Annotated in this window: 21 protein-coding genes; 8 read left to right on the top strand and 13 right to left on the bottom strand. The window is 69.9% G+C overall.

Going from position 1 to position 25,257, the window contains the following annotated elements:
• The first annotated feature begins 5 nt into the window (after positions 1 to 5).
• From AB0M67_RS17430 to AB0M67_RS17420, 3 genes are all read left to right on the top strand, one after another.
• Complete coding sequence (locus AB0M67_RS17430; RefSeq protein WP_010984131.1) at positions 6 to 419, top strand: roadblock/LC7 domain-containing protein; 414 nt, start codon at positions 6 to 8, stop codon at positions 417 to 419.
• Between the two features lie 102 nt (positions 420 to 521).
• Entirely contained in the window at positions 522 to 1,121 is a 600-nt protein-coding gene (locus tag AB0M67_RS17425; protein WP_365746241.1) for a DUF742 domain-containing protein, read from the top strand.
• Positions 1,102 to 1,683, top strand: coding sequence for an ATP/GTP-binding protein (locus AB0M67_RS17420; RefSeq protein WP_031229389.1), 582 nt, complete (start codon positions 1,102 to 1,104; stop codon positions 1,681 to 1,683). Before AB0M67_RS17425 ends, AB0M67_RS17420 begins: the two co-directional genes overlap by 20 nt.
• 111 nt (positions 1,684 to 1,794) lie before the next feature.
• Here AB0M67_RS17420 and AB0M67_RS17415 read toward each other — a convergent pair whose 3' ends face one another.
• From AB0M67_RS17415 to AB0M67_RS17405, 3 genes are all read right to left on the bottom strand, one after another.
• Positions 1,795 to 1,998, bottom strand: coding sequence for an acyl-CoA carboxylase subunit epsilon (locus AB0M67_RS17415; RefSeq protein WP_249953779.1), 204 nt, complete (start codon positions 1,996 to 1,998; stop codon positions 1,795 to 1,797).
• Positions 1,999 to 2,044: 46 nt separating this feature from the next.
• A complete protein-coding gene (locus AB0M67_RS17410; protein WP_249953780.1) occupies positions 2,045 to 3,628 on the bottom strand; it encodes an acyl-CoA carboxylase subunit beta in 1,584 nt (527 codons plus the stop codon).
• Positions 3,629 to 3,779: 151 nt separating this feature from the next.
• A complete protein-coding gene (locus tag AB0M67_RS17405; RefSeq protein WP_365746403.1) occupies positions 3,780 to 6,125 on the bottom strand; it encodes a polysaccharide lyase 8 family protein in 2,346 nt (781 codons plus the stop codon).
• A 263-nt stretch (positions 6,126 to 6,388) separates the two neighbouring features.
• Between AB0M67_RS17405 and AB0M67_RS17400 the strand changes: the two genes are divergently transcribed.
• Positions 6,389 to 7,594 carry a glycoside hydrolase family 64 protein gene (locus AB0M67_RS17400; RefSeq protein WP_365746240.1) on the top strand — a complete coding sequence of 402 codons (1,206 nt, stop codon included), beginning with the start codon at positions 6,389 to 6,391 and terminating at the stop codon, positions 7,592 to 7,594.
• A gap of 149 nt (positions 7,595 to 7,743) precedes the next feature.
• Here AB0M67_RS17400 and AB0M67_RS17395 read toward each other — a convergent pair whose 3' ends face one another.
• Positions 7,744 to 8,253, bottom strand: a complete 510-nt coding sequence (locus AB0M67_RS17395) for a hypothetical protein (RefSeq protein WP_365746239.1) — start codon at positions 8,251 to 8,253, stop codon at positions 7,744 to 7,746.
• A gap of 250 nt (positions 8,254 to 8,503) precedes the next feature.
• Here AB0M67_RS17395 and AB0M67_RS17390 point away from each other — a divergent pair, with 250 nt between their 5' ends.
• A complete protein-coding gene (locus tag AB0M67_RS17390) occupies positions 8,504 to 9,121 on the top strand; it encodes a YceI family protein (RefSeq protein ID WP_365746238.1) in 618 nt (205 codons plus the stop codon).
• A 40-nt stretch (positions 9,122 to 9,161) separates the two neighbouring features.
• Here AB0M67_RS17390 and AB0M67_RS17385 read toward each other — a convergent pair whose 3' ends face one another.
• The gene (locus tag AB0M67_RS17385) at positions 9,162 to 10,550 is read right to left on the bottom strand and encodes a hypothetical protein (protein WP_365746237.1); all 1,389 of its coding nucleotides are present in this window, start codon (positions 10,548 to 10,550) and stop codon (positions 9,162 to 9,164) included.
• Between the two features lie 69 nt (positions 10,551 to 10,619).
• Complete coding sequence (locus AB0M67_RS17380; protein ID WP_365746236.1) at positions 10,620 to 11,600, bottom strand: LacI family DNA-binding transcriptional regulator; 981 nt, start codon at positions 11,598 to 11,600, stop codon at positions 10,620 to 10,622.
• 301 nt (positions 11,601 to 11,901) lie between these two features.
• Between AB0M67_RS17380 and AB0M67_RS17375 the strand changes: the two genes are divergently transcribed.
• Positions 11,902 to 13,791: a ricin-type beta-trefoil lectin domain protein gene (locus AB0M67_RS17375; protein WP_365746235.1), complete on the top strand. Its 1,890-nt coding sequence runs from the start codon at positions 11,902 to 11,904 to the stop codon at positions 13,789 to 13,791.
• Positions 13,792 to 13,852: 61 nt separating this feature from the next.
• Here AB0M67_RS17375 and cimA read toward each other — a convergent pair whose 3' ends face one another.
• The 3 genes from cimA to AB0M67_RS17360 all read right to left on the bottom strand — a co-directional run bounded on the left by cimA (position 13,853) and on the right by AB0M67_RS17360 (position 18,324).
• On the bottom strand, positions 13,853 to 15,469 hold the full coding sequence (gene cimA / locus AB0M67_RS17370; protein WP_365746234.1) for a citramalate synthase: 1,617 nt from the start codon (positions 15,467 to 15,469) through the stop codon (positions 13,853 to 13,855).
• Between the two features lie 492 nt (positions 15,470 to 15,961).
• A complete protein-coding gene (locus tag AB0M67_RS17365; protein ID WP_365746233.1) occupies positions 15,962 to 17,050 on the bottom strand; it encodes a branched-chain amino acid aminotransferase in 1,089 nt (362 codons plus the stop codon).
• Positions 17,051 to 17,274: 224 nt separating this feature from the next.
• On the bottom strand, positions 17,275 to 18,324 hold the full coding sequence (locus tag AB0M67_RS17360; RefSeq protein ID WP_365746232.1) for a 3-isopropylmalate dehydrogenase: 1,050 nt from the start codon (positions 18,322 to 18,324) through the stop codon (positions 17,275 to 17,277).
• 128 nt (positions 18,325 to 18,452) lie between these two features.
• Between AB0M67_RS17360 and AB0M67_RS17355 the strand changes: the two genes are divergently transcribed.
• Complete coding sequence (locus AB0M67_RS17355; protein ID WP_365746231.1) at positions 18,453 to 20,030, top strand: metallophosphoesterase family protein; 1,578 nt, start codon at positions 18,453 to 18,455, stop codon at positions 20,028 to 20,030.
• 12 nt (positions 20,031 to 20,042) lie between these two features.
• On the opposite strand, the gene AB0M67_RS17350 is transcribed toward AB0M67_RS17355, so the two are convergent.
• The 4 genes from AB0M67_RS17350 to AB0M67_RS17335 form a co-directional block, all read right to left on the bottom strand.
• Positions 20,043 to 20,174: a hypothetical protein gene (locus AB0M67_RS17350; protein WP_106982032.1), complete on the bottom strand. Its 132-nt coding sequence runs from the start codon at positions 20,172 to 20,174 to the stop codon at positions 20,043 to 20,045.
• A gap of 298 nt (positions 20,175 to 20,472) precedes the next feature.
• The gene (locus AB0M67_RS17345; protein WP_365746230.1) at positions 20,473 to 21,033 is read right to left on the bottom strand and encodes a GNAT family N-acetyltransferase; all 561 of its coding nucleotides are present in this window, start codon (positions 21,031 to 21,033) and stop codon (positions 20,473 to 20,475) included.
• 140 nt (positions 21,034 to 21,173) lie between these two features.
• Positions 21,174 to 22,805, bottom strand: coding sequence for an L-glutamate gamma-semialdehyde dehydrogenase (pruA, locus tag AB0M67_RS17340; protein ID WP_365746229.1), 1,632 nt, complete (start codon positions 22,803 to 22,805; stop codon positions 21,174 to 21,176).
• A 57-nt stretch (positions 22,806 to 22,862) separates the two neighbouring features.
• Positions 22,863 to 23,789 (bottom strand): proline dehydrogenase family protein, encoded by a 927-nt coding sequence (locus AB0M67_RS17335; protein ID WP_365746228.1) that lies wholly within the window; start codon positions 23,787 to 23,789, stop codon positions 22,863 to 22,865.
• Between the two features lie 190 nt (positions 23,790 to 23,979).
• Here AB0M67_RS17335 and AB0M67_RS17330 point away from each other — a divergent pair, with 190 nt between their 5' ends.
• Positions 23,980 to 25,230, top strand: a complete 1,251-nt coding sequence (locus AB0M67_RS17330; RefSeq protein ID WP_365746227.1) for a helix-turn-helix domain-containing protein — start codon at positions 23,980 to 23,982, stop codon at positions 25,228 to 25,230.
• The last annotated feature ends 27 nt before the right edge of the window (positions 25,231 to 25,257 follow it).

Genomic DNA, 25,257 nt, shown 5'->3' with positions numbered 1-25,257 from the left:
GCCCGATGAGCCAGGCGGCGCAGAATCTGAACTGGTTGATCACCAACTTTGTGGACAACACCCCTGGGGTGTCCCACACCGTGGTGGTCTCCGCCGACGGACTCCTGCTGGCCATGTCCGAAGGTTTCCCCCGCGACCGCGCCGATCAGCTCGCGGCCGTGGCGTCCGGTCTGACCTCGCTCACCGCGGGGGCTTCCCGGATCTTCGAGGGGGGCGCCGTCAACCAGACCGTGGTGGAGATGGAGCGCGGCTTCCTCTTCCTGATGTCCATCTCGGACGGTTCCTCACTGGCCGTCCTCGCCCACCCGGAGGCCGATATCGGCCTGGTGGGTTACGAGATGGCGCTGCTGGTCGACCGCGCGGGCACGGTCCTCACCCCGGACCTCCGCGCCGAGCTCCAGGGAAGTCTGCTCAACTGACAGACAGTGCGCTGCCCGCCGCCGCACCATTAAGGTTCGGTGGCGCGGATTCCACAGGTCCGTCAACATAGGGCCCGGCGACCGGCAGTCGGAGGAGGAAACGTGGCTACACCCCCAGGCGGACATCCTTATGACGATGGCGCGCGGTCCCCGGGAGAGCATGCCCGGAACCGCTTCAACTTTCCCTCCACGCCGAGCGGTCAGGTCGGCCAGGGAGGCCAGGACGGCGCGCGCCCACCACAGCGCGCGCCACGGCAGCAGCCCCATCCCCCACCACAGCAGCCTTACGAGGAGCCGCGGCGGCCCCGCATCCAGCCGGTGCAGCCGCGGCACTCGCCCGAGCCAGAACCCATGGGCACACACAACCCGTTGGTGCGCCCGTACGCCATGACCGGCGGCCGTACCAGGCCGCGGTACCAGCTCGCCATCGAGGCGCTGGTCAGTACGACGGCCGATCCGTCCCAGTTGCACGGGCAGTTGCCCGAGCATCAGCGGATCTGCCAACTGTGTTTCGAGATCAAATCGGTCGCCGAGATTTCGGCGCTCCTCACCATCCCCCTCGGCGTGGCCCGGATCCTCGTAGCCGACCTGGCGGAGGCGGGACTTGTCGCCATTCATCAGCCCGGCGGCGACGAGGCCGTCGGGGGCCAGCCAGATGTGACACTGCTCGAAAGGGTGCTCAGTGGACTTCGCAAGCTCTAGCGGCGGTGCAGCCCGCTCAACCACCAGCGCGAAGATCGTGGTGGCGGGCGGCTTCGGCGTGGGCAAGACCACGTTCGTCGGCGCCGTCTCGGAGATCAACCCGCTGCGTACCGAAGCCGTCATGACCAGCGCCTCCGCGGGCATCGACGACCTCACCCACACCGGAGACAAGACCACCACCACCGTGGCCATGGACTTCGGCCGCATCACCCTCGACCAAGACCTCATCCTGTACCTCTTCGGCACCCCAGGACAGGACCGCTTCTGGTTCATGTGGGACGACCTCGTCCGCGGCGCCATCGGCGCCGTCGTCCTCGTCGACACCCGCCGCCTCGCCGACTGCTTCCCCGCCGTCGACTACTTCGAAAACTCAGGACTCCCCTTCGTCATCGCCCTCAACGGCTTCGACGGACACCAGCCCTACACCCCCGACGAAGTACGCGAAGCACTCCAGATCGGCCCCGACACCCCCATCATCACCACCGACGCCCGCCACCGCGCCGACGCCAAAAGCGGACTCATCACCCTCGTCGAACACGCCCTCATGGCCCGACTCCGGTAACCATGGCGGTCATACGAAGGCCCCCGCACTCCTGGGAGTGCGGGGGCCTTCGTCGGTGCCGTGTGTCAGCGCCGTGTGCTATGGGATGGGCTCAGCCCTGCCGGCTGTGGCTCAGCCCTGCCAGCTGTGCGGGGCGCGGAAGCCGGGCGTGCGCTCCAGACGGCGCCAGCCGGCGGTGGAGCGGCCCCGGTGGGAGGGGGCCTCGGGCTGCGCGGCGGCACGGGCCATCAGTACCGCCGTGATGGCGGCCAGCTCCTCGGGGCCGGCCTGGCCCTTCTCGACGCGCAGCAGGGATTCGTTCGTGGGATCGCTCATGGAGTCGTGTCTCCGTCTTCTCGGCGGGAGGGCGCGGGCCGCAGGATCACTGCGGGGGGTTGCCGTGCTTGCGGGACGGCAGGTCGGCGTGTTTGGTGCGGAGCATCGCGAGGGCGCTCGCGAGCACCTCACGGGTCTCCGCGGGGTCGATGACGTCGTCGACCAGTCCGCGCTCCGCCGCGTAGTAGGGATGCATCAGCTCGGCCTTGTACTCCTTGACCATGCGGGCTCGCATGGCCTCGGAGTCCTCGGCTTCGGCGATCTGCTTGCGGAAGATGACATTGGCGGCACCTTCGGCGCCCATCACCGCGATCTCGTTGGTCGGCCAGGCGTAGGTGAGGTCGGCTCCGATGGACTGGGAGTCCATCACGATGTAGGCCCCTCCGTACGCCTTGCGCAGGATCAGGGAGATCCTCGGCACGGTGGCGTTGCAGTAGGCGTACAGGAGCTTGGCGCCGTGCCGGATGATCCCGCCGTGCTCCTGGTCGACGCCCGGCAGGAAGCCGGGGACATCCAGCAGCGTGACAATGGGGATATTGAAAGCGTCGCACATCTGGACAAAGCGCGCAGCTTTCTCCGATGCCTCGATGTCCAGAACCCCGGCGAGCGACTGCGGCTGGTTGGCGACGATGCCGATGACCTGACCGTCGAGTCGCGCCAGGGCGCAGATGATGTTACGGGCCCAGCGCTCGTGGATCTCCAGGAAGTCGCCCTCGTCGACGAGTTCCTCGATGACCTTGTGCATGTCGTACGGGCGGTTGCCGTCCGCGGGGACCAGGTCGAGCAGCACGTCGGAGCGGCGGTCCGCCGGGTCCTCGGAGGCGACCGTGGGCGGGTTCTCCCGGTTGTTCTGGGGCAGCATCGACAGGAGGTAGCGCACCTCGGCGATGCAGGTCTCCTCGTCGTCGTACGCGAAGTGCGCGACACCCGACGTCTCGGCGTGCACATCGGCGCCGCCGAGGCCGTTCTGGGTGATCTCCTCGCCGGTGACGGCCTTGACCACATCGGGGCCGGTGATGAACATCTGCGAGGTCTCACGGACCATGAAGACGAAGTCCGTGAGCGCCGGACTGTAGGCGGCGCCGCCCGCGCACGGCCCGAGCATCACGCTGATCTGCGGGATGACACCGGAGGCGCGGGTGTTGCGCTGGAAGATCCCGCCGTAGCCGGCGAGCGCGGAGACACCCTCCTGGATCCGGGCGCCCGCGCCGTCGTTCAGCGAGACCAGGGGCGCGCCGGCCGAGATGGCCATGTCCATGATCTTGTGGATCTTGGTGGCGTGGGCCTCGCCCAGGGCGCCGCCGAAGATCCTGAAGTCGTGCGCGTACACGAAGACCGTACGGCCCTCGACCGTGCCCCAGCCGGTGATGACACCGTCGGTGTACGGCTTCTTGGCCTCCAGGCCGAAGCCGCTGGCACGGTGCCTGCGCAGCTGCTCGACCTCCTGGAAGGACCCCTCGTCAAGCAGCAGCTCGATACGCTCCCGAGCGGTCAGCTTGCCCTTCGCGCGCTGTGCCTCGGTCGCCCGTTCGCTCGGCCCGCGACGGGCCTCCTCGCGCAGGGCGTGCAATTCGGCCACACGGCCCCGGGCGTCCACGGGCTCGCCCTGCGTCTCGTCCACTACGGTCATGTCCCAACCCTACGAAGAGCACCAAGGAATCGCGCCGTCGACTCCACACAGTCTCGCGGCGGTATTCCTGGTGGGCCTGGACAGAACCCGGCCCGATGCGGGGTTCCTGAACAGCAAGCTACCCCCGGCTCTTGTGGGATTCCCCTAGATGTCAGCGCACGGCAAACTCACAGCGGTGGCTCGCGCCGGCTGTTCCCGGGGTGATCCTCAGCCGTACGCCCCGGCCCGCCGCGAGCACCTCGACGGCCGGGTCCCGGCTCGTGACCCGGCGTACCGGCCGGTCCCAGAGGATCTCCAGCGGCTCTCCGTCGCGGGTGGGACCGCTCACGAGGAGCACCGCCGTACGGCCGCGGACCACGACGAGCACGCTCGCGGGAGCGGAGGCGGTGAGCGGCCCCGCCGTCCCCGGCTGCCAGAAGTTCGCGGCGGTACAGCCGAGCGAGCGGATCTCCACCGCCTGGAGGGCCGCCGTATTGGCGAGGATCCCGAGCCAGTGACGGTCGGCGGCGCGGGCCGCCACGGTACGCCGGGAGGCGCCGGGCAGCAGCAGATAGGCGTACGAGGCGTCCACCGGATCGATGCCGTGGTCCAGCCAGAGAGTCCGATAGCGGCGGGTACGCCGTTCGGTGGAACTGGTGGTGTTGATATCACTCCAGGCGCCGGTGCGCGCCTCCGCGAGGGTGCGTACGCCGGCGCCGCCGGGGAAGACCCAGCCGCCATGGCCTTCCAGATGGGCCCAGCGGGGGCGTGGCCCGTCGTCGAGCGTGAAGGTGTCGGCGCCGTTCTCGCCGAGGTTGCGGTTGTCCACGACCGTCTCGGCCGGCACCCCGTCGGTGGCGGTGATCCCGGCGCCCAGACAGATGACGGCGTCGGCCGCGAAGAACCAGGACTTGCGGGCTTGGAGGGTGGAGCCGAGCCCTTTGAGATGCTGGCCCACGGCGGCGAACTCCCCGTCGGTCGCGCCGCCGACCCACCGTACGGCCGGTTTGGGTGCGCCCCACTCGCCGCCGGCCCGGTCCGCGAGCCGCTTGGTGGAGACCGTCGTGCCCGGCAGCCGGTACGGGTCGACCGTGGGCCAGAACCAGTCGGTGTACTGGTCATTGCCCCGGTCCGCGCCCCACCAGTAGAGCATTCCGGCGCCGGTGTGCCAGCCGCGTGGATTCTCGCCGTTGCCGCACTCGTAGTACGTGATCCGGTCCGAGGCCATGGAGAGCGCGGCGGCCCAGCCGGGCCGCCGGTGCACGGCCCGGTCCATGGCCGTGAAGAGCGTATGGCCGACCGGCTCGGGGGCGGCGGGGACGGCCGAGGCGGCGATGGCACCCAACCGGGCGAGATCGGCGACGTCGAACTGGCGGGCGGCGAGGATCGGTGAGACCGTGTCCCGCTCGATCCACCCCTTGACCAGGGCGGTCCATCGGTCACGCTCGGCCGGGGAGGCGCCGCCGGCCAGCAGGGGGATGGCCGCGATCAGCCCCTGGCCGTGGAAGTGGTCGCCGCGCAGCACCCCCTGGTCGTCGCTCTTGAGGTAACCGCGGCTGATGGCCCGGCCGTTGACGCCGTCCATCATGAGTCCGTTGTAGATCAGCGGGGCGTAGGCGCGCTCCACGCTGTCGAGGATGGTCTGCCGCTCGGGGTCGGTGACGGCCCAGCTGGAGCCGGCGAGCAGGGTGAACAGCCGGCCGAGCCCGTCCAGCATGACCTGTCCGTACGTACCGGAGTAGGCGACCCAGGTGTGCTGGATGAAGGAGCCGTCGGCGTAGAGGCCGTCGCCCTTCGTGACATACGGGAAGACGGGCGAGAGCGCGTCGCGGGCGAGGGCCAGCTTGGCCGGGGCCCGGCCAAGCACCCCGCGCAGGGCGACGGAGCGGCAGAGGTCCACCCGGTTGGCGCCGGTGCTGGTGCCGGAGTAGTCGGCGAGCAGCCTGTCGGGGACGAAGTGGTCGACGGCGGCGCAGGCCGCGGCCCGCTGCTCCTCGGTGAGCTGGTCGTACAGGACGGCCACAAGATCCATGAGCAGCCGGGGGGAGCCGATCTGCCACTCCCACCAGTTGCCGTACGGGGTGGTCGCGGGTCGGTAGACGGTGGCGGCGAGATGGCCGAGACCGCGCAGGACATCGGCGAGGAGCGCCGCGTCGCCCGTGAGGCCGGTGCCCGGCTGGGCGTACGCCTGGGCCATGGTCCACAGCCGGCTGTAGCTCTGGGTGATCCCGGCGGGTGGATCGAAGGGATGGTCCGGCCAGAGGGAGGCGGCGGCCGGGGCCATCGATCGCCGGAAGCGCGCGGCCAGTTCACCGGTCCGCGCGAGCCGGGAGGCGTACGGCTCGACGGCCGGGTCGTAGCCCGTGCCGAGCTGGAGATCCACCCAGCGCCGCCGCAGTTCCCCGAACTCGTCGACGGCGGCGCGCTGTCCGGCGGCGGCCGGGCGGGAGAGCGGGAGCGCGACGGCGCCCGCTCCGGTGGCGGTCAGAAAGGCACGACGGGACCAGGCGGACGGCAGCGACACGGAGACCCCCGCGATCGGAAGTGGTGTAGACCGGCTGGTGGTTGGTTTAGCACCGGGGCCGGCGGCTTTCAATGGCGCCCGCGCGCCCAACGGCGGCCCGCACCCGCCATGTTGTGAAGACCCAGAATTTCTGAGAGCGCTCTCAGCTCAACTCTTGACGCGTTCCCCACGCGTCGCAAGAGTGGGTGCCCACGCAGGCGCGGCCCCCCACAAACCGCGAACTTCCCTGCGTTCCCCCACATTTCAGGAGAACATTCGTGATATCCCGCAGACTGTTTCTCGCCGGTACGGCCGCGGTCGCGACGACGCTCACCTATCCCGTCTGGGGAAGCGCCCTCAGCCCGCACGCGTCGGCCGCCCCGGAGACCTGTGAGCTGGCCCTGCAGAACACGTCGCTGCCGGGCGCGGTCAACGCGTATGTCACCGGCCACGACCAGGCCACCAACAGCTGGGTGCTGCTGCGCGCCGACGGAAGTGTCTACCGGCCGGAGTCGCCCGGCGCGCCCGGGACCCCGCTGCCGGTCGACTGCGCGATCCCGCTGAACCCCGCGGGCGGCGCACCGGTCGTCCTGACACTGCCCCGGATGTTCGGCGCCCGCGTCTACTTCGTACGCGACGACAAGCTGGACTTCTTCCTCAACCCGGGCCCCGCTCTGGTCGAGCCCGCCTTCGCGACCCCCGCCGACCCCAACTACGGCCGTACCTGGTCGTTCTGCGAGTTCACCTTCAACCAGGACCAGCTGTTCTCCAACATCAGCTATGTCGATCTGGTGACGGCCCTGCCCATCGGCATCAGGCTGGAGGGCGACGCCACCCATACGGTCGCCCCGCTGCCCGAGGGCGCCCTGGAGCGGATCGCGGACGGGCTCACCGCCCAGGCGGGTGTGGACGGACACCCCTGGGACCAGCTGGTCCTGCGCGGCGGGGACGGGCGGGTCCTGCGGGTCATCTCACCGCAGAACCTGGCCGGCCAGACGCCCTTCGCGCATGTCTTCGACAGCTATGTCGACCAGGTCTGGGAGAAGTACCGCTCCACCGATCTGCGGATCGATCTCCAGGGCGGGCGAGGCGTGTTCACCGGCCGGGTCAGCGGCGACACGCTCACCTTCAACGGGGGCCACACCTTCGCCAAGCCGACCTCGATGGACATCTTCACCTGCAACAGCGGGCCGTTCGCCAACAACCCCGCCGACCCGGACGACAAGAAGGGCCTGCTCGCCCGGCTCGGGGCCGCCTTCAACCGCTCGACGGTGCTCAGCCACGCGGACCAGCCGAACGGCGCCACGGCGGCGGACTACTACAAGGACCCGGTCACCAATCACTTCGCCCGGGTGGTGCACGCCAACACCCCGATCGGCTACGCCTTCCCGTACGACGATGTGCAGCCGGACGGCCAGCCGGACGTCTCGGGCGCGGCGCACGACGGCAATCCGCGGCGCTGGACGGTGTCGGTCGGTTCCTGACGCGGCCACCGGTCCCGGCACAGAGCACGGTCCCGGCACCACGGCTCACGCGCGAAGGTTCCGCACGAGGGGTCCGCACGAAAACGGTGCCCCGCCCTCCCATGACCGGGAGGGCGGGGCACCGTCCTGTCCGAGAACCGCCAACGGCGTCAGCAGCCGCCGCAGTTGTAGAACGTCACATCCCAGTGGTTGCCCTCGTCGGCGTAGACGTTGCCGGCGCCGGACTGCCACTGCGGAGCGCCGTCGCCGCGCACCCCGATGTACGTGAAGGTGTTCTTGACGTAGTTGTTGACGCAGGTGGCCTTGCCGAAGTCCAGCTTGTAGCCGTTCCAGTGCGAGTACGTGCCGCCCGCGTGGCCGGTCTCCGTACCGCCGGTGATGTTGAGACCGCAGCCGCTGGCGCTCCTCAGGGTCTGCGCTCCCTTGGCCGTGTCCAGGTTGAGCTGGTCGAACGAGGTACAGGTCGGGGTGTTGCGGTCGGAACAGCCACCGGACGAGGACCATGTGATCCCGGACGACCGGAACATCGAGGTGGCGGTGGCGTGGCTGATCTTGGTGGCGGCCTGGGCGTCGGTGGCCGTGCTGAGGACACCGAAGCCGGGGGCGAAGAGCGCGCCGAGCACGAGGGCGAGCGCGCTGATGACCGAGCGGATTCTCATGGGGGGATTCCCTCTCCTGCTGAAGACCGTGGAGCCGATTGGTGCCGATGGGCGGTGGGGCCAATGGGGCGGTGGGGCAGGTGGAACAGGGAGATCGTGCCCGATGTCTACGCGCGTCCGCCAGAGGGCGACGCGCTCAATCGGCCTCGATCGGGTGACATTGTTGAAATCCGAACCAGACACGTCTATGGTGATGCTCGTTGAAGGTTAAACAACCACCTCGCACCACCACTCTCTCTCAGGAGCAACCATGGGACTCTTCGGCCGCAACAACGACTCCGCCCAGACCTCGGCCCCCACCGCCACCGTCGCCACTGTGGATCCGGCGCTCGCCGCCCTGACCGGCGAATACACCATCGACCCGGCGCACAGCACGATCAGCTTCACCGTCCGGCACGCGATGGTCACCAACGTCCGGGGCACCTTCACCGAGCACGAGGGTTCACTGAGCCTTGACGGTACGAACCCGGCGGACTCCTCGGCGTCGATCGATGTCTCCATCGCCAGTGTCGACACCGGGATGGCCGACCGCGACGGTCATCTGCGCAGCCCCGACTTCTTCGACGCCGAGACGTTCCCGAAGATGTCCTTCCGCTCCACCTCGGTCGAGCAGGTGGACGCGGAGACCTACCGGCTCACCGGTGACCTCTCCATCAAGGGCGTCACCCGACCGCTCACCATCGACCTGGAGTTCAACGGTTCGGCCACCGACCCGTACGGCAACGAGCGCGTCGGCTTCGAGGGCAGCGCCACGATCCTGCGCTCCGACTGGGGTCTGACCTGGAACGCCGCGCTGGAGACCGGCGGCGTGATGGTCAGCGACAAGGTCAAGCTGAGCTTCGACATCTCCGCGATCAAGAAGGCCTGACCGGCGGCGGGACAGGCGCCAGGTCCTGGCAGAAACGGATCTAGAATCCGCCGCCCCCGTCGAACCCGCCTCCGCCGCCGAAGTCCCCTCCCCCGCCGAAGCCTCCGCCGCCGAAGTCGCCCGGGTCGAAGTCCGAGCCCGAGTAGTCTCCGCCGCTGAAGCCGGACAGGTCACCGCCGCCGAAGTCCGCGGCGTAGGCGGGGGTCGCCATCATCGAACCGAGCATCGTGCCGACCAGCAGTCCCGGCAGCAGCCCGCCGCCGAAGTAGCCCCCGGCCCACGGCCCGTACGCCGGTCCGGCCTCCCAGTAGGGGCGGGGGCCGTGCTCGGTCTGCACCGTACGGGTCGCCGGGTCCGTACCGTCCGCCAGCCGGGCGGCGTCGGCCGCGCAGACCGGGACCGTACGCGCGACACCGCCGGACGGGGCCCACTCCGCGTCCGTCGTCGAGGGGCCGTGCCGCGGGTCGAAGAAGCACGGCGACCGGCGCTCGGGAAGCGGGGCGCCCGTCCGGCGCGCGGCCAGCGCGGCCAGCGCGAACCGGCCGTCCTCCAGCGCCTCGGTCACCCCGCGTACGTCCTCGGGCCGTTCCGCCGCGCCCATCAGGGACTTGGCCTTCTCGTACGAGTCCAGGGAGCGTTCGTAGTCCGCGCGCATCGCGTCGTCGGCACCCGGCTCGCCGGGGTGGAAGTCCAGCCGGTCCAGCTCCTCGCCGAAGGCGGTGATGTCCTCGTCCACGACGACCCGCAGCTTCTCCAGCGCCTCGCGGGTGCGCTCGGCGCGCTTGCGGCGGTTGGTGCGCGCCACGGCGTACGCGCCCGCGCCGCCCACCACGATCACCGAGCCGAGGACGATCAGCCCGGTGGACGAACTGCCGGCCCCGTCCTGTCCCGACCCCGTGTCCCAGGAGGCCGGGGCCTGGCCCCGGGTCTGTGGAAGGGCCTGGTCGACGAAGTTGTTCAGCTCGGTCGCGGCGTCCACCGGACCGCCCGCCTTGACCGCGTCCGTGAGATTACGGACGGCCTGGCTGGGCAGCACCGCGGAGTCGGCGCCCGCGTTGAACCCGTCGCCGAGACGGATGGCGTACAGCCCCGTCACGCCTGTCTCGGCCCGTACGGTCCTCAGCACCGATGAGGCCGGGAACTCGGCGGTGGCCGGCAGGACCGCCACGAAGAGCGGTTTGTCCGCGTCCTTGATCTTCTTCGCCAGAGCCCCGGCCTCGGACGGCGAGAGCTGTCCGGTGGCCCGTGGGTCCACATAGACCGGACTCTTCTTGAGGGCCTCGGCCACCGCCTGGGGCCCGGTGGCCGTTGACTCGCCGGTGGCCTTTGACACGTCGGGGGCCGCCCACGCGCCCGGCGCCGTCAGGAAGGCCGTGGCGAGGAAGGCGAGAAGCAGTCCGGACAACAGGGAGATCAGCCTCGTCCTCATACCTATTGACGCTACCCGAAGTACAGCCAAACCGGACGGGCGAGGGACAGGCGAGGACGGGCCGAAGGCTTACGGAGCCGACTCCCGGACGATGATCTCGGTAGGCAGGACAACCGGCCCGTCGAGGCCGGGCGACGTCCCGGCGAGATGTCCGAGCAGCAGCCGCGCCGCCGTCTCGCCCATCTCCCGGGCGGGCTGGCGGACCGTGGTCAGCGGTGGCTCCGTGTGCCGGGCCAGCGGGATGTTGTCGAAGCCGACCACCGCGACATCGTCGGGGACCGTGCGCCCGGCCGCCCGCAGCGCCCGCAGCGCGCCGGCCGCGCTGATGTCGTTGTGCGCGAACACGGAGTCGAAGCGGACCTCGCTGTTGAGGAGTTTCTCCACCGCGAGCCGTCCCGACAGCTCGGTGAAGTCCCCCACCATGACGAGATCGGTGGGCAGGACCTCACGGAACCCCCGGAGCCGGTCGCGTACACACCCGAAGTGCGCGGGCCCGGTGATCACCAGCGGTCTGCCGCGCCCGCCGGCCAGCAGATGGCGGGCCGCGGAGGCGCCGCCCTCGTGGTTGGTGGTCGCCACGGACGGAAAGCCCTCGGGGCGGCTGCCCCGGTCGTCGATCAGTACGACGGGCAGCCCCTTGCGGTGCAGTCCGACGATGGTGTCGAGGGTGTTCTCCGGCTCGACGACGAGCAGGCCGTCGAAGGCCCGGGCCGAGACCTGGGTGACGAAGTGCTCCACCGAATCGGGCCCTCGATTGCAGGTGAAGAGCAGCAGGCCGTAACCGGCCGCCTCGACGGTGTCCACGACCCCCTGAAGGACCTCGCCCATCCATGGCCAGCTCAGCGCGGGCACCAGCATGCCGATCGTATGGCCCCGGCCACGGGCCAGTCCGACAGCTCCCGAGCTGGGTACGTAACCGAGCCTGGCGATCACGGCCCGGACGCGCGCGGCCGTGCCCCGGTCGACTTCACCTTTGGTATTGATCACCCGCGACACGGTCGTCTTGCTGACCCCGGCCTCACGGGCGACATCGGCGATGGTGACACGCATCGTGGCCTCCCCGAAGAAGTCGGGAACCGGTCGCGGCCCCATGGGCCGGTACCGGTCCCGGAACCGGTACCGGTGCTCGGCGGTGAGTTAACCGGCGCGCCGGACCGCCGTCAACACTTCACGCCGAGATTGGTCCGAACCTTTGTTACGTACCTGACGGGCCGCAGGTCAGAGGCGGCGCAGGGGTGTTGAGCGTTCAGTTCCTGAATACGCGACCTCTTGACGGGGGTTCGTAACGGCAGTTCACTCACGCCGCACGGCTTCACCCCCCACAGCACTGCCGATGAAGGGCAGCAGACTTATGTCGAGATCGACTGGCATCGGGCGACGGCTGACGAGGGCGCTCCTCGCGGGCGCCCTGACCACCGCCGGACTCACCGGACTCTCCGCCGGGACGGCGCACGCCGCTGGCGAGCAGGTCAATATCTGGCTGACGACCACGGACGACAGCGGTGGACGCCATGTCACCCGCGGTCTCCAGCAGCAGACACCCGTCAACTTCCAGCCGGGCAACGGCGGCAGCGGTACGAACGTCAGCGTCGACGAGGGCACCCGCTATCAGACCTTCACGGGCGGCGGCGCCTCCTTCACGGACACGGCGGCCTGGCTGATGAAGGGCAGCGGCGCGCTCTCCCAGGCGACCCGTGACGACACGATGAAGAAGCTCTTCTCCCCCACCGAGGGCATCGGGCTCTCCTTCATCCGCAACCCCATGGGCGGTTCCGACCTCGCGCGCTTCGGTTACACGTACAACGACCTTCCCGCGGGCCAGACCGATCCCACCCTCGCGCGGTTCTCCCTCGCGCACGATCTGGCCGATGTGCTGCCGCTGACCAAGCAGGCCAAGCAGCTCAACCCGGCGCTGACGACCATGGCCTCGCCGTGGACGGCGCCGGCCTGGATGAAGGACAGCGGCCAGCTCAACGGCGGCTGGCTGAAGGCGGAGAACTACGGCACCTACGCCGACTACTTCGTGAAGTATCTCCAGGCCTACCGCGACCAGGGCATCCCGGTCGACTATGTCTCGGCGCAGAACGAGCCGACCTGCTGCGCCGGTTACCCGTCGATGAGCTGGAACGCCTCGGGTCTCGCGTACTTCACCAAGAACGAACTGCTGCCCAAGCTCCAGAGCGCCGGGCTGGCCTCCAAGGTGCTGGCGCACGAATGGAACTGGGACACGTACGACGCGTACGCCGCCGAGACCGTGAACGACGCGGCCGTCCGCAACCACCCCAACTTCGGTGGCGTCGCGTGGCACGGCTACGGCGGCAACGTCCAGAAGCAGACGGACGTCCACAACCAGTATCCGCAGCTGAACGCCTTCCAGACCGAGCACTCGGGCGGCACCTGGATCGCCAATCAGCAGCGCGAGGACATGTCGAACATCATCGACTACACCCGTAACTGGGCGAAGTCGGTGACCAAGTGGTCGCTCGCGGTGGACCAGAACCGCGGCCCGCACAACGGCGGCTGCGGCACCTGCGACGGACTGATCACGGTCCACAACGGTGACGGCAGGCACGGCCAGGTCGACTACACCATCGAGTACTACACGATGGGCCATCTCACGAAGTTCGTGAGGCCCGGCGCCGAGCGCGTCGCCTCCACCGCCAGCACCGCGGTGCCCAATGTGGCCTGGCGCAACCCGGACGGCTCCAAGGCGCTCATCGCGTACAACGACGCGTCGGCCGCCCGCGAACTCCGGGTCAACTGGGGCGGGCAGAACTTCACCTACTCCCTGCCCGGCAAGACGTCGGCGACCTTCACCTGGTCCGGCACCCAGTCCGGCGGGGGCGGCACCGGCACCACGGGCACCTTCTCCGGGCTCGCCGGCAAGTGCCTGGACGTGGCGGGCGGCGCGAGCGCCAATGGGACGGCCGTCCAGCTCTACGACTGCAACGGCTCGACGGCCCAGCGCTGGACGGTCGGCACGGACTCGACGATCAGGTCCCTCGGCAAGTGCCTGGACGTGACATCGGCGTCGACGGCGAACGGCGCGAAGGTGCAGTTGTACGACTGCAACGGGAGCGGTGCCCAGCAGTGGACGTACAACGCGGGGACCGGTGACATCGTCAACAACGCGGCGGACAAGTGCCTCGATGTGACGGACAATTCCTCGGCGAACGGCGCGCGCGCCCAGATCTGGACCTGCACCGGAGCCGCCAACCAGAAGTGGCGGCTCCAGAGCTAGGACATGTCCGGCGAGAGGATCTGGTGATTCAGAGGCCGGGGCGACCGCGCGTGGTGGGTGACTACTCCGCCGGTTCGACCCCGGCCCGCAGCAGTCCGTACGTATACGCGTCCTCCAGCGCCTGCCAGGAGGCCGCGATCACATTCTCGGCGACCCCGACCGTGGACCAGTCGCCGACCCCGTCCCCCGTGGTGATCAGCACGCGCGTGGTGGACTCCGTACCGTGTCTGCCTTCCAGGATGCGGACCTTGTAGTCCACCAGCTCCAGCTTGGCCAGCTGGGGATAGATCCGCTCCAGGCCGACCCGCATGGCCCGGTCCAGGGCGTTGACCGGGCCGTTTCCCTCGGCCGTGGCGACGATCCGCTCGCCCTTGGCCCACAGCTTCACGGTGGCCTCGTTGGCGTGCGTACCGTCGGGCCGGTCCTCGACGATCGCGCGCCAGGACTCCGTACGGAAGTAGTTACGGGGCCGGCCCTCGACCTCCTCGCGGAGCATCAGCTCGAAGGACGCGTCGGCCGCCTCGTAGGTGTACCCCTTGAGCTCGCGCTCCTTGACCCGGCCCACGACCCGGCCGACCAGATCGCGGTCGCCGCTGAGGTCGATACCCAGCTCCCGGCCCTTCAGCTCGATGGAGGCGCGGCCCGCCATGTCGGAGACGAGCATCCGCATGGTGTTTCCGACCCGTTCGGGGTCGATGTGCTGGTACAGGTCGGGATCGACCTTGATCGCGGAGGCGTGAAGTCCACCCTTGTGGGCGAAGGCGGAGACACCGACATACGGCTGATGGGTGGAGGGGGCGAGATTGACGATCTCCGCGATGGCGTGGGAGATCCGGGTCATCTCGGCGAGCGCGCCCTCCGGCAGGACGCGCTTGTCGTACTTCAGCTCCAGCGCGGCGACGACCGGGAAGAGGTTGGCGTTGCCGACGCGCTCGCCATAGCCGTTGGCGGTGCACTGGACATGGGTGGCGCCGGCGTCGACGGCGGCGAGGGTGTTGGCGACGGCGCAGCCGGTGTCGTCCTGGGCGTGGATACCGAGGCGGGCGCCGGTGTCGGCGAGCACGGTGGTGACGACGGCCTGGATCTGGGCGGGCAGCATGCCGCCGTTGGTGTCACAGAGGACGACGACATCGGCGCCCGCTTCGGTGGCGGCCCGTACGACGGACTTGGCGTACTCGGGGTTGGCGCGGTAGCCGTCGAAGAAGTGCTCGCAGTCGACGAACACGCGGCGGCCCTGTTCGCGCAGGTAGGAGACGGTGTCGCGGACCATGTCGACGTTCTCGTCGAGGGTGGTGCGCAGCGCCAGCTCGACATGGCGGTCATGCGACTTGGCGACCAGCGTGACCACCGGCGCGCCGGATTCCACCAGCGCCTTGACCTGGGGGTCCTCCGCCGCCCTGGCGCCCGGCCTGCGGGTGGAACCGAACGCGACGAGCTGGGCGTTCTTGAAGTCGATCTCCTGCTGGGCGCGCGCGAAGAACTCGGTGTCCCGCGGGTTGGCGCCGGGCCAGCCGCCCTCGATGAAGCTCACGCCGAAGTCGTCCAGGTACCGTGCGATGGCCAGTTTGTCGGCGACGGTCAGATTGATGCCTTCACGCTGGGCGCCATCGCGCAGCGTCGTGTCGAAGACATGAAAACTGTCGTCTTTCCCCGTGGGTCCAGTGGACTCAGTGGTCATGGTGTGTAGCTCCTGTCGAGTGGAAGGACTGGCTCCACTTGCCCCCATCATCGCTCGCCTCATTTCCGGCGAGGGTGGGGGCCGGAAAATGAAAAAACCCCTCGCGGGTGCGAGAGGTCTGCGCGCGGGTCTGAGGCACGGTGGCCGCGCCGTACATGGTGGTACGAGGCGATCACTGCGGACCGGCGCGCTTGCTGCCGATAATCATGGCGAACGAGAGCACAGGCCGATTTTCGCATGCCTGCCGCTCCGGGGAAGGCCTGTCTCACGATGCGGTCGGGACAGATGAGCGGTGCGTGACGAAAGCGGGCCACGGGACGTACGACGAGGGCCGGACGGAGGCCCGGCGGAGGCGCGGCGGAGGTGCCTGGCGGGGGCCCGGCGGGGGGCCCGGCGGGGGCCCGCGCCCGGGTTCGTTCCGGACGCGGGCCTCCGCGGTCGCTCCACGGTCGTCCCGCGCTCGCCCCCGGGACGGCGTGGGACAGCCGGGCGTCAGCCCAGCTCGTGCATCCAGCCGTGGGTGTCCGCCGTGCGGCCCGTCTGGATGTCCAGCAGCGCCTCGCGCAGCTTCATCGTGACCTCACCCGGCCGGCCGCCCGACTGGGTCCACTCGCCGCCTGTCGACTTGACCACACCGACCGGGGTGATCACCGCGGCCGTACCGCACGCGAAGACCTCGGTGAGCGTGCCGTTCTCGGTGTCGCGGCGCCAGTCCTCCTTGGAGATCCGGCCCTCCTCGGAGCTGTAACCGAGGTCGGCCGCGAGGCTCAGCAGCGAGTCCCGGGTGACGCCCGCCAGCAGGGAGCCGGTCAGCTCGGGGGTGACGATGCGGTCGCCGTACACGAAGTACAGATTCATCCCGCCCAGTTCCTCGACCCAGCGGTGCTCCACCGCGTCCAGGTAGACGACCTGCTCGCAGCCCTTCTCCGCCGCCTCCGCCTGGGCGAGCAAGGACGCCGCGTAGTTGCCGCCGGTCTTGGCGAAGCCGATGCCGCCCGGCACCGCGCGGACGTAGTTCTCCGAGAGCCAGACCGAGACCGGCTTCACCCCGCCGGGGAAGTACGCGCCCGCGGGCGAGGCGATGACCAGGAACAGATACTCGTTCGCCGGCCGCACCCCGAGCCCGACCTCGGTGGCGATCATGAACGGGCGTAGATAGAGGGATTCCTCCCCGCCGTGTGCCGGCACCCATGCCCTGTCCTGCTGGACCAGCGCGTCGCACGCGGCGATGAAGGTCTCGACGGGTAGCTCCGGCATGGCGAGCCGGCGGGCCGAGACCCGGAAGCGCTCGGCGTTGGACTCGGGCCGGAAGGTGGCGACCGAGCCGTCGGGTCGGCGGTAGGCCTTGAGCCCTTCGAAGATCTCCTGCGCGTAGTGCAGGGTCATGTTCGCCGGGTCGAGCGAGAGGGGCCCGTACGGAACGAGCTGCGCGTCGTGCCAGCCGCGTCCTTCCGTCCACCGGATCGTCACCATGTTGTCGGTGAAGTGGCGGCCGAACCCCGGGTTGGCCAGGATCGCCTCGCGCTCCGCGTCGGACAGCGGGTTCGAGGAGGGCTTGAGTTCGATCGTGGGCGTGGTCATGAGTACTCGTCCTTCACCGGTTGATGTGACGGACCGCGTTCACGCCGCTACTGCTACTAGGACGTCCGAGCATTCCCGCATGCCGCGGCCCACGCCGATTATCGCGTGGGTGGGACGGTGCTTGAAACGGGGTGAAAGCGGCCCTGGGATGATGGTGGCACCCGGTGGCCGCAAAAGAACAGCCGCCGGGCTCCGAAGACCCGGCGGCTGTGGGAGTCGACGGGTCAGCTCGCTACTCGTACGGCGAGCGCGTCACCGATCTGGTCGGTCGTACGCGCGCCGGCCGCCGTACCGTCACGCCCGGCGAGGTCGGCCGCGACGGCCTCCTCCACCCGGACGGCCTCGGCGTCGAACCCGAGGTGTCGCAGCAGCAGGGCGACGGAGAGGATCGTGGCCGTGGGGTCGGCCTTCCCCTGGCCCGCGATGTCCGGCGCCGACCCGTGGACCGGCTCGAACATGGACGGGAACGTACGGTCCGGATTGATGTTCGCGGACGCGGCCAGGCCGATTCCGCCGGTCACGGCGGCGGCCAGGTCGGTGAGGATGTCACCGAAGAGGTTGTCGGTGACGATCACGTCGAAGCGGTCGGGCTGGGTGACGAAGAAGATCGTCGCGGCGTCGACATGCAGATAGTCGGTGGCGACGTCGGGGTACTCCTGGCCCACGCGGTCGAAGATGTTCTTCCACATGTGACCGGCGTAGACGAGGACGTTGTTCTTGTGGACCAGCGTCAGCTTCTTGCGCGGACGGGAGTTGGCACGCTCGTACGCGTCCCGGACGACCCGCTCCACGCCGTACGCCGTATTGAGGCTCACTTCGGTGGCCACCTCGGCGGGCGTGCCCGTGCGCAGGGAACCTCCGTTGCCGGTGTACGGGCCCTCGGTGCCCTCACGGACGACGACGAAGTCGATGTCCGGGCGGCCCGCCAGCGGCGTGGCCGTGTTGGGGAAGAGCTTCGACGGCCGCAGGTTGACGTAGTGGTCGAAGGCGAAGCGCAGCTTGAGCAGCAGCCCGCGCTCCAGGACGCCGGACGGCACGGTCGGGTCGCCGATCGCGCCGAGCAGGATCGCGTCATGCCCCTTGAGGGCTTCCAGCTCCGCGTCCGGGAGGGTCTCCCCGGTGCGGTGCCAGCGGCTCGCGCCGAGGTCGTACTCCTTGGTCTCCAGCTTCACATCCTGGGGAAGGACCGCGCTCAGGACCTTCAGGCCCTGGGCCACGACCTCCTGGCCGATGCCGTCACCGGGGATCACTGCGAGATTGAGGCTGCGAGACATGGAGGCACCCTACCCTCCGTCCCAGTGCATGACATCGCGTGTCCATTCTGTGGACACATTGCGAAGCGGTCGTCGACCGTATGCCCGCGATACATGTCTTTGCCACCCATTGGTGCCATCGTCGGCACATGGAAACTCCCCGCGTCGGGATTCCCGACCATCTCGCCTCCCGTATGACCATGCCGGAGCAGCACGCGTATCTGCGCGAGAGGATCGGCCGACGCGGTCTGCTGCGCGCGGGCACGCTCGCCGCCGGGACGGTGGCGGGCGCCGGTCTGCTCGGCTCCAGCGCCGTCACCGCGGGGGCCACCGCGGACACCGCCCCCGCGTTTCTGCCGTCGTCGGCCGCTGTCCGGGTGGACGGATCGCTGGTGGCCCCGTTCGGCCGGCATCTGGCCTTCGGCGCCGACCCGAAGACGATGATGTCGGTCTCCTGGCAGGTGCCGTTCGCGGTGCGGAACCCCTACGTCCGGGTCGGGCTCAAGCCCTGGGACCTGAGCCAGAGGATCAAGGCGGAGGTGCGGTCGCTGCACACCCCGTCGCTGTCGGCCAAGCTGCCCGCCGTGGACCAGTACTACCTGCATGTCCCGCTGGAGCGGCTGCGCCCCGGGACCACGTACTACTACGGCGTGGGACACGATGGCTTCGACCCGGCGGACACCCGCAATCTGGGGACGGTCGGCACCTTCCGCACCGCCCCGGCGCGCGCCGAGTCGTTCGTCTTCACCGCCTTCGGCGACCAGGGCGTCTCGTACGACGCCCTCGCCAACGACCAGGTGATCCTGGGCCAGAACCCGGTCTTCCATCTGCACGCGGGGGACATCTGCTACGCGGACGGCAGCGGCCAGGGGCTGCCCACGGACATCTATGACGCGCGGGTCTGGGACCAGTTCCTGGCGCAGACCGAGTCGGTGGCCTCGCGGGTGCCGTGGATGGTGACCACCGGCAACCACGACATGGAGGCCTGGTACTCCCCCGACGGTTACGGCGGCCAGAACGCGCGCTGGTCCCTGCCGGGCGGCGGACTCGATCCGGTGAAGTCGCCGGGCGTCTACTCGTTCACCTACGGCAATGTCGGCGTGGTCGCCCTCGACGCGAACGATGTCTCCCACGAGATCCGCGCCAACACCGGCTACACCGACGGCGCCCAGACCCGCTGGCTGGACCGGCGGCTCGGCGAACTGCGCGCGCACAAGGACATCGACTTCATCGTGGTGTTCTTCCACCACTGCGCCTTCTCGACCACGAACGCGCACGCCTCGGACGGCGGGGTGCGCGACGCGTGGGTGCCGCTCTTCGACAAGCACCGCGTCGATCTGGTCGTCAATGGCCACAACCATGTCTACGAGCGCACCGACGCGCTGCGCGGCGGCGAGGTCGGGCGCCGGGTGCCGATCGGCGAGTCGGTCAGTTCGGTGCGTGACGGCATCGTGTACGTCACGGCGGGCGGCGCGGGCAAGGCGCTCTACGACTTCCCCGTGCCGGACAGCTACGAGGGCCATGTCGCCGATGTCGAGAGCGTTCCCTCGTACCACTGGGAGCGGGGCGGCGCGAAGGCCACCGAGACCGTGGAGTGGTCGCGCGTGCGCTACACCGGGTTCTCGTTCCTCGCCGTCGAGGTGACGACGGGGCGCCGCCCGGCGCTCAAGGTCTCCGCGCTCGCCGAGAGCGGCGAGCGCGTGGACCACTTCACGATCACGCGCTGACGTATGCGCCGGTCAGTGGCCGGTCGAGCCGCCGTTGTCCCTGCGGTCGAGAGCACGCTGCAGGGCGGCGGCGGCGTTCTTGCGGTCGGATTCGCTGGTGCGAGAGGTGTGACGGACACGGCGACGGACAGTCGTCTCGGCCATGATGATCGACTCCTTGAGATAGCTGAGCCACGCGGCGGGGCAGAACCGCCAAGGGGGGCACGGCCGGAAGGGGCGGGGGCATACGCGGCAGGGGTCACCTGCGTGGGGGCGCGTGCCAACGACCGCCATTCGCTCGATGGAGCGAGACGTTCGGCTCATTCCAAGCTAAGCGAGGATCACCGCTCTGTCTCCACGATTACTCGGACTTCCTACTATCTGAGACGGTGATCGTTCCGACCTGCGGATATCCCTCGTGGGTCAGCGGGGCACGGGGCCACGGGATCATCCGGCCAGGGGCCTACAGCACATCGCCGTCGCGCCAGTCGAAGATCAGCGCACCGGCGCCCCCGGGGGACGCGGATCCCGGCAGGGGCCGCCCCGCCGCCGGACGCAGATAGGTGGAGCCCTCCTCCTCCGGCAGCCGGACCACTCCCCCGGGCGCCAGCGCCTCGATCCGGTGCGGCCAGGCCTGCCAGCCGCGCGACCGGTAGAGCGGCGCCCCGGCGTCAGAGGCGGAGAGCGCCCCGACGGCGTACGCGCCGTCGATCACCCGCTCCAGCGCGGCCATCACCCGGCCGCCATGGCCCTGCCCGCGCCGGTCGGGCCGTACGCCCACGGCCTCGACATAGCCGACGCGGTAGGAGCGGCCGTCGTACAGCACCCGGCGCTGGACCACACTGCCGTGCGCGAGGAGCGTGCCGTCCCCGTCCCGTACGAGGGCGTGCACACCGCCGAGGCCGTGGTCCCAGTCGTCGTCGGAGAAGCCGCCCTCGAAGGCGTCGTCCAACAGGGCGCGGATCTCGGTGAGTTCGGCCGGGGAGAGCTCATAGGTGTGGGCGGTGCGCAGGATCTCCGTCATACGCGCCACTCTCTCAGGAGGCCGGCGCTCCGGGACATGGGGACTCCGGGCATGGAGCCGCCCCCGTACCGGCGAAGGGGGGCGGCCGGTACGGGGGCGGAGTCTGCGGGGCTCGGTGCCCCGAGGGGACTGTCGGTCCGTCAGCCCATGTGCGGGTAGCGGTAGTCCGTCGGCGGGACCAGCGTCTCCTTGATGGCGCGGGTCAGCGTCCAGCGCATCAGGTTCTGCGGGGCGCCCGCCTTGTCGTTGGTGCCGGACGCGCGGCCACCGCCGAAGGGCTGCTGGCCGACGACGGCGCCCGTCGACTTGTCGTTGATGTAGAAGTTGCCCGCCGCGTACCGCAGCTTCTCCATCGCGTCGGCCGCGGCGGCCCGGTCACCGGCGATGATCGAGCCGGTCAGGGCGTACGCCGAGACGGACTCCATCTGGGCGAGCACCGTCTCGTAGTCGGCGTCGTCGTAGACGTGCACGGCGAGGATCGGGCCGAAGTACTCGGTCGTGAAGACCTCGTTCTCGGGGTCGGTGCAGGCGATGACGGTCGGCCGGACGAAGTAGCCGACGGAGTCGTCGTAGGTACCGCCCGCGACGATCGTGCATGTCGGGTCGGCGGCGGCGCGGTCGATGGCGGCCTTGTTCTTGGCGAAGGCGCGCTCGTCGATGACGGCGCCGATGAAGTTCGACAGATCGGTGACATCGCCCATGGCGATCCCGTCGACCTCGGCCGCGAACTCCTCCTTGAACCCGTCGTTCCAGATCGACGCCGGGACATAGGCGCGCGAGGAGGCGGAGCACTTCTGGCCCTGGTACTCGAACGAGCCCCGGGTCAGCGCCGTCTTGAGAACCGCGCGGTCGGCGCTCGGGTGGGCGACGACGAAGTCCTTGCCGCCGGTCTCGCCGACGATCCGCGGGTAGGAGCGGTAGGTCTCGATGTTGTTGCCGACGGTCTTCCACAGGTGCTGGAAGGTCCTGGTCGAACCGGTGAAGTGGATGCCCGCCAGGTCACGGTGGTTCAGGGCCACCTCGGAGACGGCGATGCCGTCGCCCGTCACCAGGTTGATGACGCCCTTGGGCAGGCCTGCCTCCTCCAGCAGTTCCATCAGCAGCACGGCCGCGAGGGTCTGGGTCGGGGACGGCTTCCAGACCACGACATTGCCCATGAGCGCGGGCGCGGTCGGCAGATTGCCCGCGATCGCCGTGAAGTTGAACGGCGTGATCGCGTAGACGAAGCCTTCGAGCGGCCGGTGGTCGAGCCGGTTCCAGACGCCGGGCGAGTTGGCCGGCGGCTGCTCGGCGAGCAGGTCACGGGCGTACTTGACATTGAAGCGCCAGAAGTCGACCAGCTCACAGGGGGTGTCGATCTCGGCCTGCTGGGCGGTCTTCGACTGACCGAGCATGGTCGCGGCGGCCAGCGTCTCGCGCCAGGGTCCCGCGAGCAGCTCGGCGGCGCGCAGGATGATCGCGGCGCGGTCGTCGAAGGACATGGCGCGCCAGCCGGGGGCGGCGGCCAGGGCCGCGTCGACCGCGTCGCGGGCGTCCTGCTGGGTGGCGCCGGCGAACGTACCGAGCACGGCCCGGTGGTTGTGCGGCTGTACGACGTCGACGCGCTCGCCCCCGCCCATCCGCTTCTCGCCGCCGATCGTCATCGGCAGATCGACGGGGTTCTCGGCCAGCTCCTTGAGCTTGACCTCAAGACGGGCCAGCTCCGGGGAGCCCGGGGCGTAGCCGTGCACCGGCTCGTTGACCGGCGCGGGAACCTGGGTCACAGCGTCCATGGGTGCCGAATCTCCTTCATCAGTGGGTCAGGGGCGGTCGGTTTCGGGGCCGGCGGCTCAGCCGCGGCTGACCAGCGAACGCAGGAAGAACGCGAGGTTGGCGGGGCGCTCGGCGAGGCGGCGCATGAAATACCCGTACCAGTCGGTGCCGTACGCGATGTAGACACGCATCCGGTGTCCCTCGGCGGCCAGCCGGTCCTGCTCGGCCTCCCGGATGCCGTACAGCATCTGGAACTCGTACTCATCGAGCTTACGTCCGGCGCGGCGGGCGAGGCTCTGGGCGATCGCGATGACGCGCGGGTCGTGGGAGCCGACCATCGGGTAGCCGCCGCCGTTCATCAGGATCTTGAGGCAGCGGACATACGCCCGGTCGACCTCTCGCTTGTCCTGGTACGCGACGGACGCGGGCTCCTTGTAGGCGCCCTTGACGAGCCGCACGCGCGAGCCGGCCTCGGCGAGGACCCGGCAGTCCTCCTCGGTACGGAACAGGTACGACTGGACGACCGCGCCGGTCTCCGGGAAGCGCTCGCGCAGCTCGCCGTGGATGGCGAGCGTCGAGTCGATGGTGGTGTGGTCCTCCATGTCGAGGGTGACCGTGGTGCCGATCTCGGCGGCGGCCTCGACGACGGCGGTGACGTTCTTCAGCGCGAGGTCGTGTCCGCCGGGCAGCGCCTGGCCGAAGGAGGAGAGCTTGACCGACATCTCGGCGCGTACACCCAGCTCCAGCGGGGTGAGGGCCTCGATCAGCCGCAGATACGCGTCCCGGGCGGCCAGCGCCTCGGTGGGGTCGGTGATGTCCTCGCCGAGGACGTCGAGGGTGACCTCCAGGCCGCGACCGGCCATGTCCTGGATCACCGGGACCGTCTCCTCGACCGACTCACCGGCGATGAAACGGTTCACCACGGGCTTGGTGACGGGTGCGGCCGAGACGACGCGGCGCATTCTGTCGCTCCGCGACGCGGCAAGGATCACGGGACCCAGCACGGGGCACCTCCACGGTGAGATCGAAAGAGCCGCGACCGAACATCCGCCAAACAGAAGCGATCGGTCCAGTACGGCAAGGAGAACCACTGTGAAACCTAAAGATCAGGCCGATCCTCTGCCATCGACACCTGTCACGCATCCGTGGCCGGTATCTCAGACATCTGTCTGAAAGCAGTGGGAGAATGTCCGAGTGAAGGACGATTATCAGGAGCTGGTCGACGAGATCTCGGCGCTGCTCGGTGTCCCCGCGACGCTGGAGAACCGCGACTTCGGACTGATCGCCTTCGGCGCGCACGACAGCGAGGACGACACGGCCATGGACCCGGTCAGGACGCGCTCGATCCTGACGAGGAGGTCCACCCCGGCGGTCCGCGCCTGGTTCGAGGGCTTCGGCATCACCCGCGCGACGGAACCGGTCCGCATCCCCGCCGCCCCGGACGCGGGGGTCTTCCGGGGCCGGATCTGTCTGCCGGTACGGCACCGGGGCACGGTGCTCGGTTACGTCTGGCTGCTCGACGACTCCGATCCGGGACCGAGCGCCTCCCGGCTCGCGGCGGCCATGGAGGTGACCTCGCGGATCGGCGATCTGCTCGCGGACGAGGTACGGGCGGGCGCGGATCTGGCCCGCGAGCTGCGCGCCGTACTGACGGCGGAGCCCGGCTGGCAGCGGGACATGGCGCTGGGGGCGCTCCGGGCGGCGCTGGGGCCGAGCGCGGGCGGATCGCATGTGGTGCTCTGCGTGGCGCCCTGGCGCGGCGAGGAGCCACGGGTACGGGCGGTGCCGGGGACGGCGGCGCTCTGCACGCTGCCGTACGGTGCGTTGACCACGGGCGGCCGGGCGAACGGCCCGGCGGCCGGGCGTCTGAACGGCTCCTCGACGGGCCCGGTCGGCGGCCTGCGGGCCGGCTCTGCGAACGTCTCGATGAACGGCTCGGGCGAGGCGGACACGCTCGCCCTGCTCGTACGGCTCCGCTCACCGGACGCGCTCGCGCCCGTCCTCACGGCCGTCGCGCGGCTGCGCGAGGACGCGGGCCCGGGGGCCGCCGCCGGTTCCTGCGCGCCGCGCCGCGGGCTGGCCGAGCTGCCCGCGGCCTGGCACGAGGCGGTGTCGGCGGCCCGTGCCTCGGTCGCCCAGCCCCGTTTCGGACCAGTGGCCCAGTGGACGTCGATCGGCCCGTACCGGCTGCTGACCGCGCTGCCGACCGAGCCCGACCCCGTGATCCGGCCGCTGCTCGACCCCGTACACGCCGAACTGGCCCACACCGCCGAGGTGTTCCTCGACCATGCGGGCCAGGCGGGACGTACGGCCTCGGCTCTTGGCATCCACCGTCAGACGCTCTACTACCGGCTCTCCCGGATCGAGCAGCTGACGGGTCTGGAGCTGGACGACGGCGAGGACCGGCTGCTGCTCCATATGGCCCTGAAGGCGACCCGGCTCTGACGGCCCGGCCGGGGCGCCCACAGCTCC

It is taken from the genome of Streptomyces sp. NPDC051662, from assembly GCF_040681655.1.
Taxonomy (GTDB): Bacteria; Actinomycetota; Actinomycetes; order Streptomycetales; family Streptomycetaceae; genus Streptomyces.
This window is presented reverse-complemented; position numbering and strand designations above follow the sequence as displayed.

Coding starts and splice junctions, on each gene's coding strand:
- AB0M67_RS17430 (WP_010984131.1), top strand. CDS start 6: ATGAGCCAGGCGGCGCAGAATCTGAACTGGTTGATCACCAACTTTGTG.
- AB0M67_RS17415 (WP_249953779.1), bottom strand. CDS start 1,998: ATGAGCGATCCCACGAACGAATCCCTGCTGCGCGTCGAGAAGGGCCAG.
- AB0M67_RS17410 (WP_249953780.1), bottom strand. CDS start 3,628: ATGACCGTAGTGGACGAGACGCAGGGCGAGCCCGTGGACGCCCGGGGC.
- AB0M67_RS17395 (WP_365746239.1), bottom strand. CDS start 8,253: ATGAGAATCCGCTCGGTCATCAGCGCGCTCGCCCTCGTGCTCGGCGCG.
- AB0M67_RS17390 (WP_365746238.1), top strand. CDS start 8,504: ATGGGACTCTTCGGCCGCAACAACGACTCCGCCCAGACCTCGGCCCCC.
- AB0M67_RS17385 (WP_365746237.1), bottom strand. CDS start 10,550: ATGAGGACGAGGCTGATCTCCCTGTTGTCCGGACTGCTTCTCGCCTTC.
- AB0M67_RS17380 (WP_365746236.1), bottom strand. CDS start 11,600: ATGCGTGTCACCATCGCCGATGTCGCCCGTGAGGCCGGGGTCAGCAAG.
- AB0M67_RS17375 (WP_365746235.1), top strand. CDS start 11,902: ATGTCGAGATCGACTGGCATCGGGCGACGGCTGACGAGGGCGCTCCTC.
- cimA (WP_365746234.1), bottom strand. CDS start 15,469: ATGACCACTGAGTCCACTGGACCCACGGGGAAAGACGACAGTTTTCAT.
- AB0M67_RS17365 (WP_365746233.1), bottom strand. CDS start 17,050: ATGACCACGCCCACGATCGAACTCAAGCCCTCCTCGAACCCGCTGTCC.
- AB0M67_RS17360 (WP_365746232.1), bottom strand. CDS start 18,324: ATGTCTCGCAGCCTCAATCTCGCAGTGATCCCCGGTGACGGCATCGGC.
- AB0M67_RS17355 (WP_365746231.1), top strand. CDS start 18,453: ATGGAAACTCCCCGCGTCGGGATTCCCGACCATCTCGCCTCCCGTATG.
- AB0M67_RS17350 (WP_106982032.1), bottom strand. CDS start 20,174: ATGGCCGAGACGACTGTCCGTCGCCGTGTCCGTCACACCTCTCGCACC.
- AB0M67_RS17345 (WP_365746230.1), bottom strand. CDS start 21,033: ATGACGGAGATCCTGCGCACCGCCCACACCTATGAGCTCTCCCCGGCC.
- pruA (WP_365746229.1), bottom strand. CDS start 22,805: ATGGACGCTGTGACCCAGGTTCCCGCGCCGGTCAACGAGCCGGTGCAC.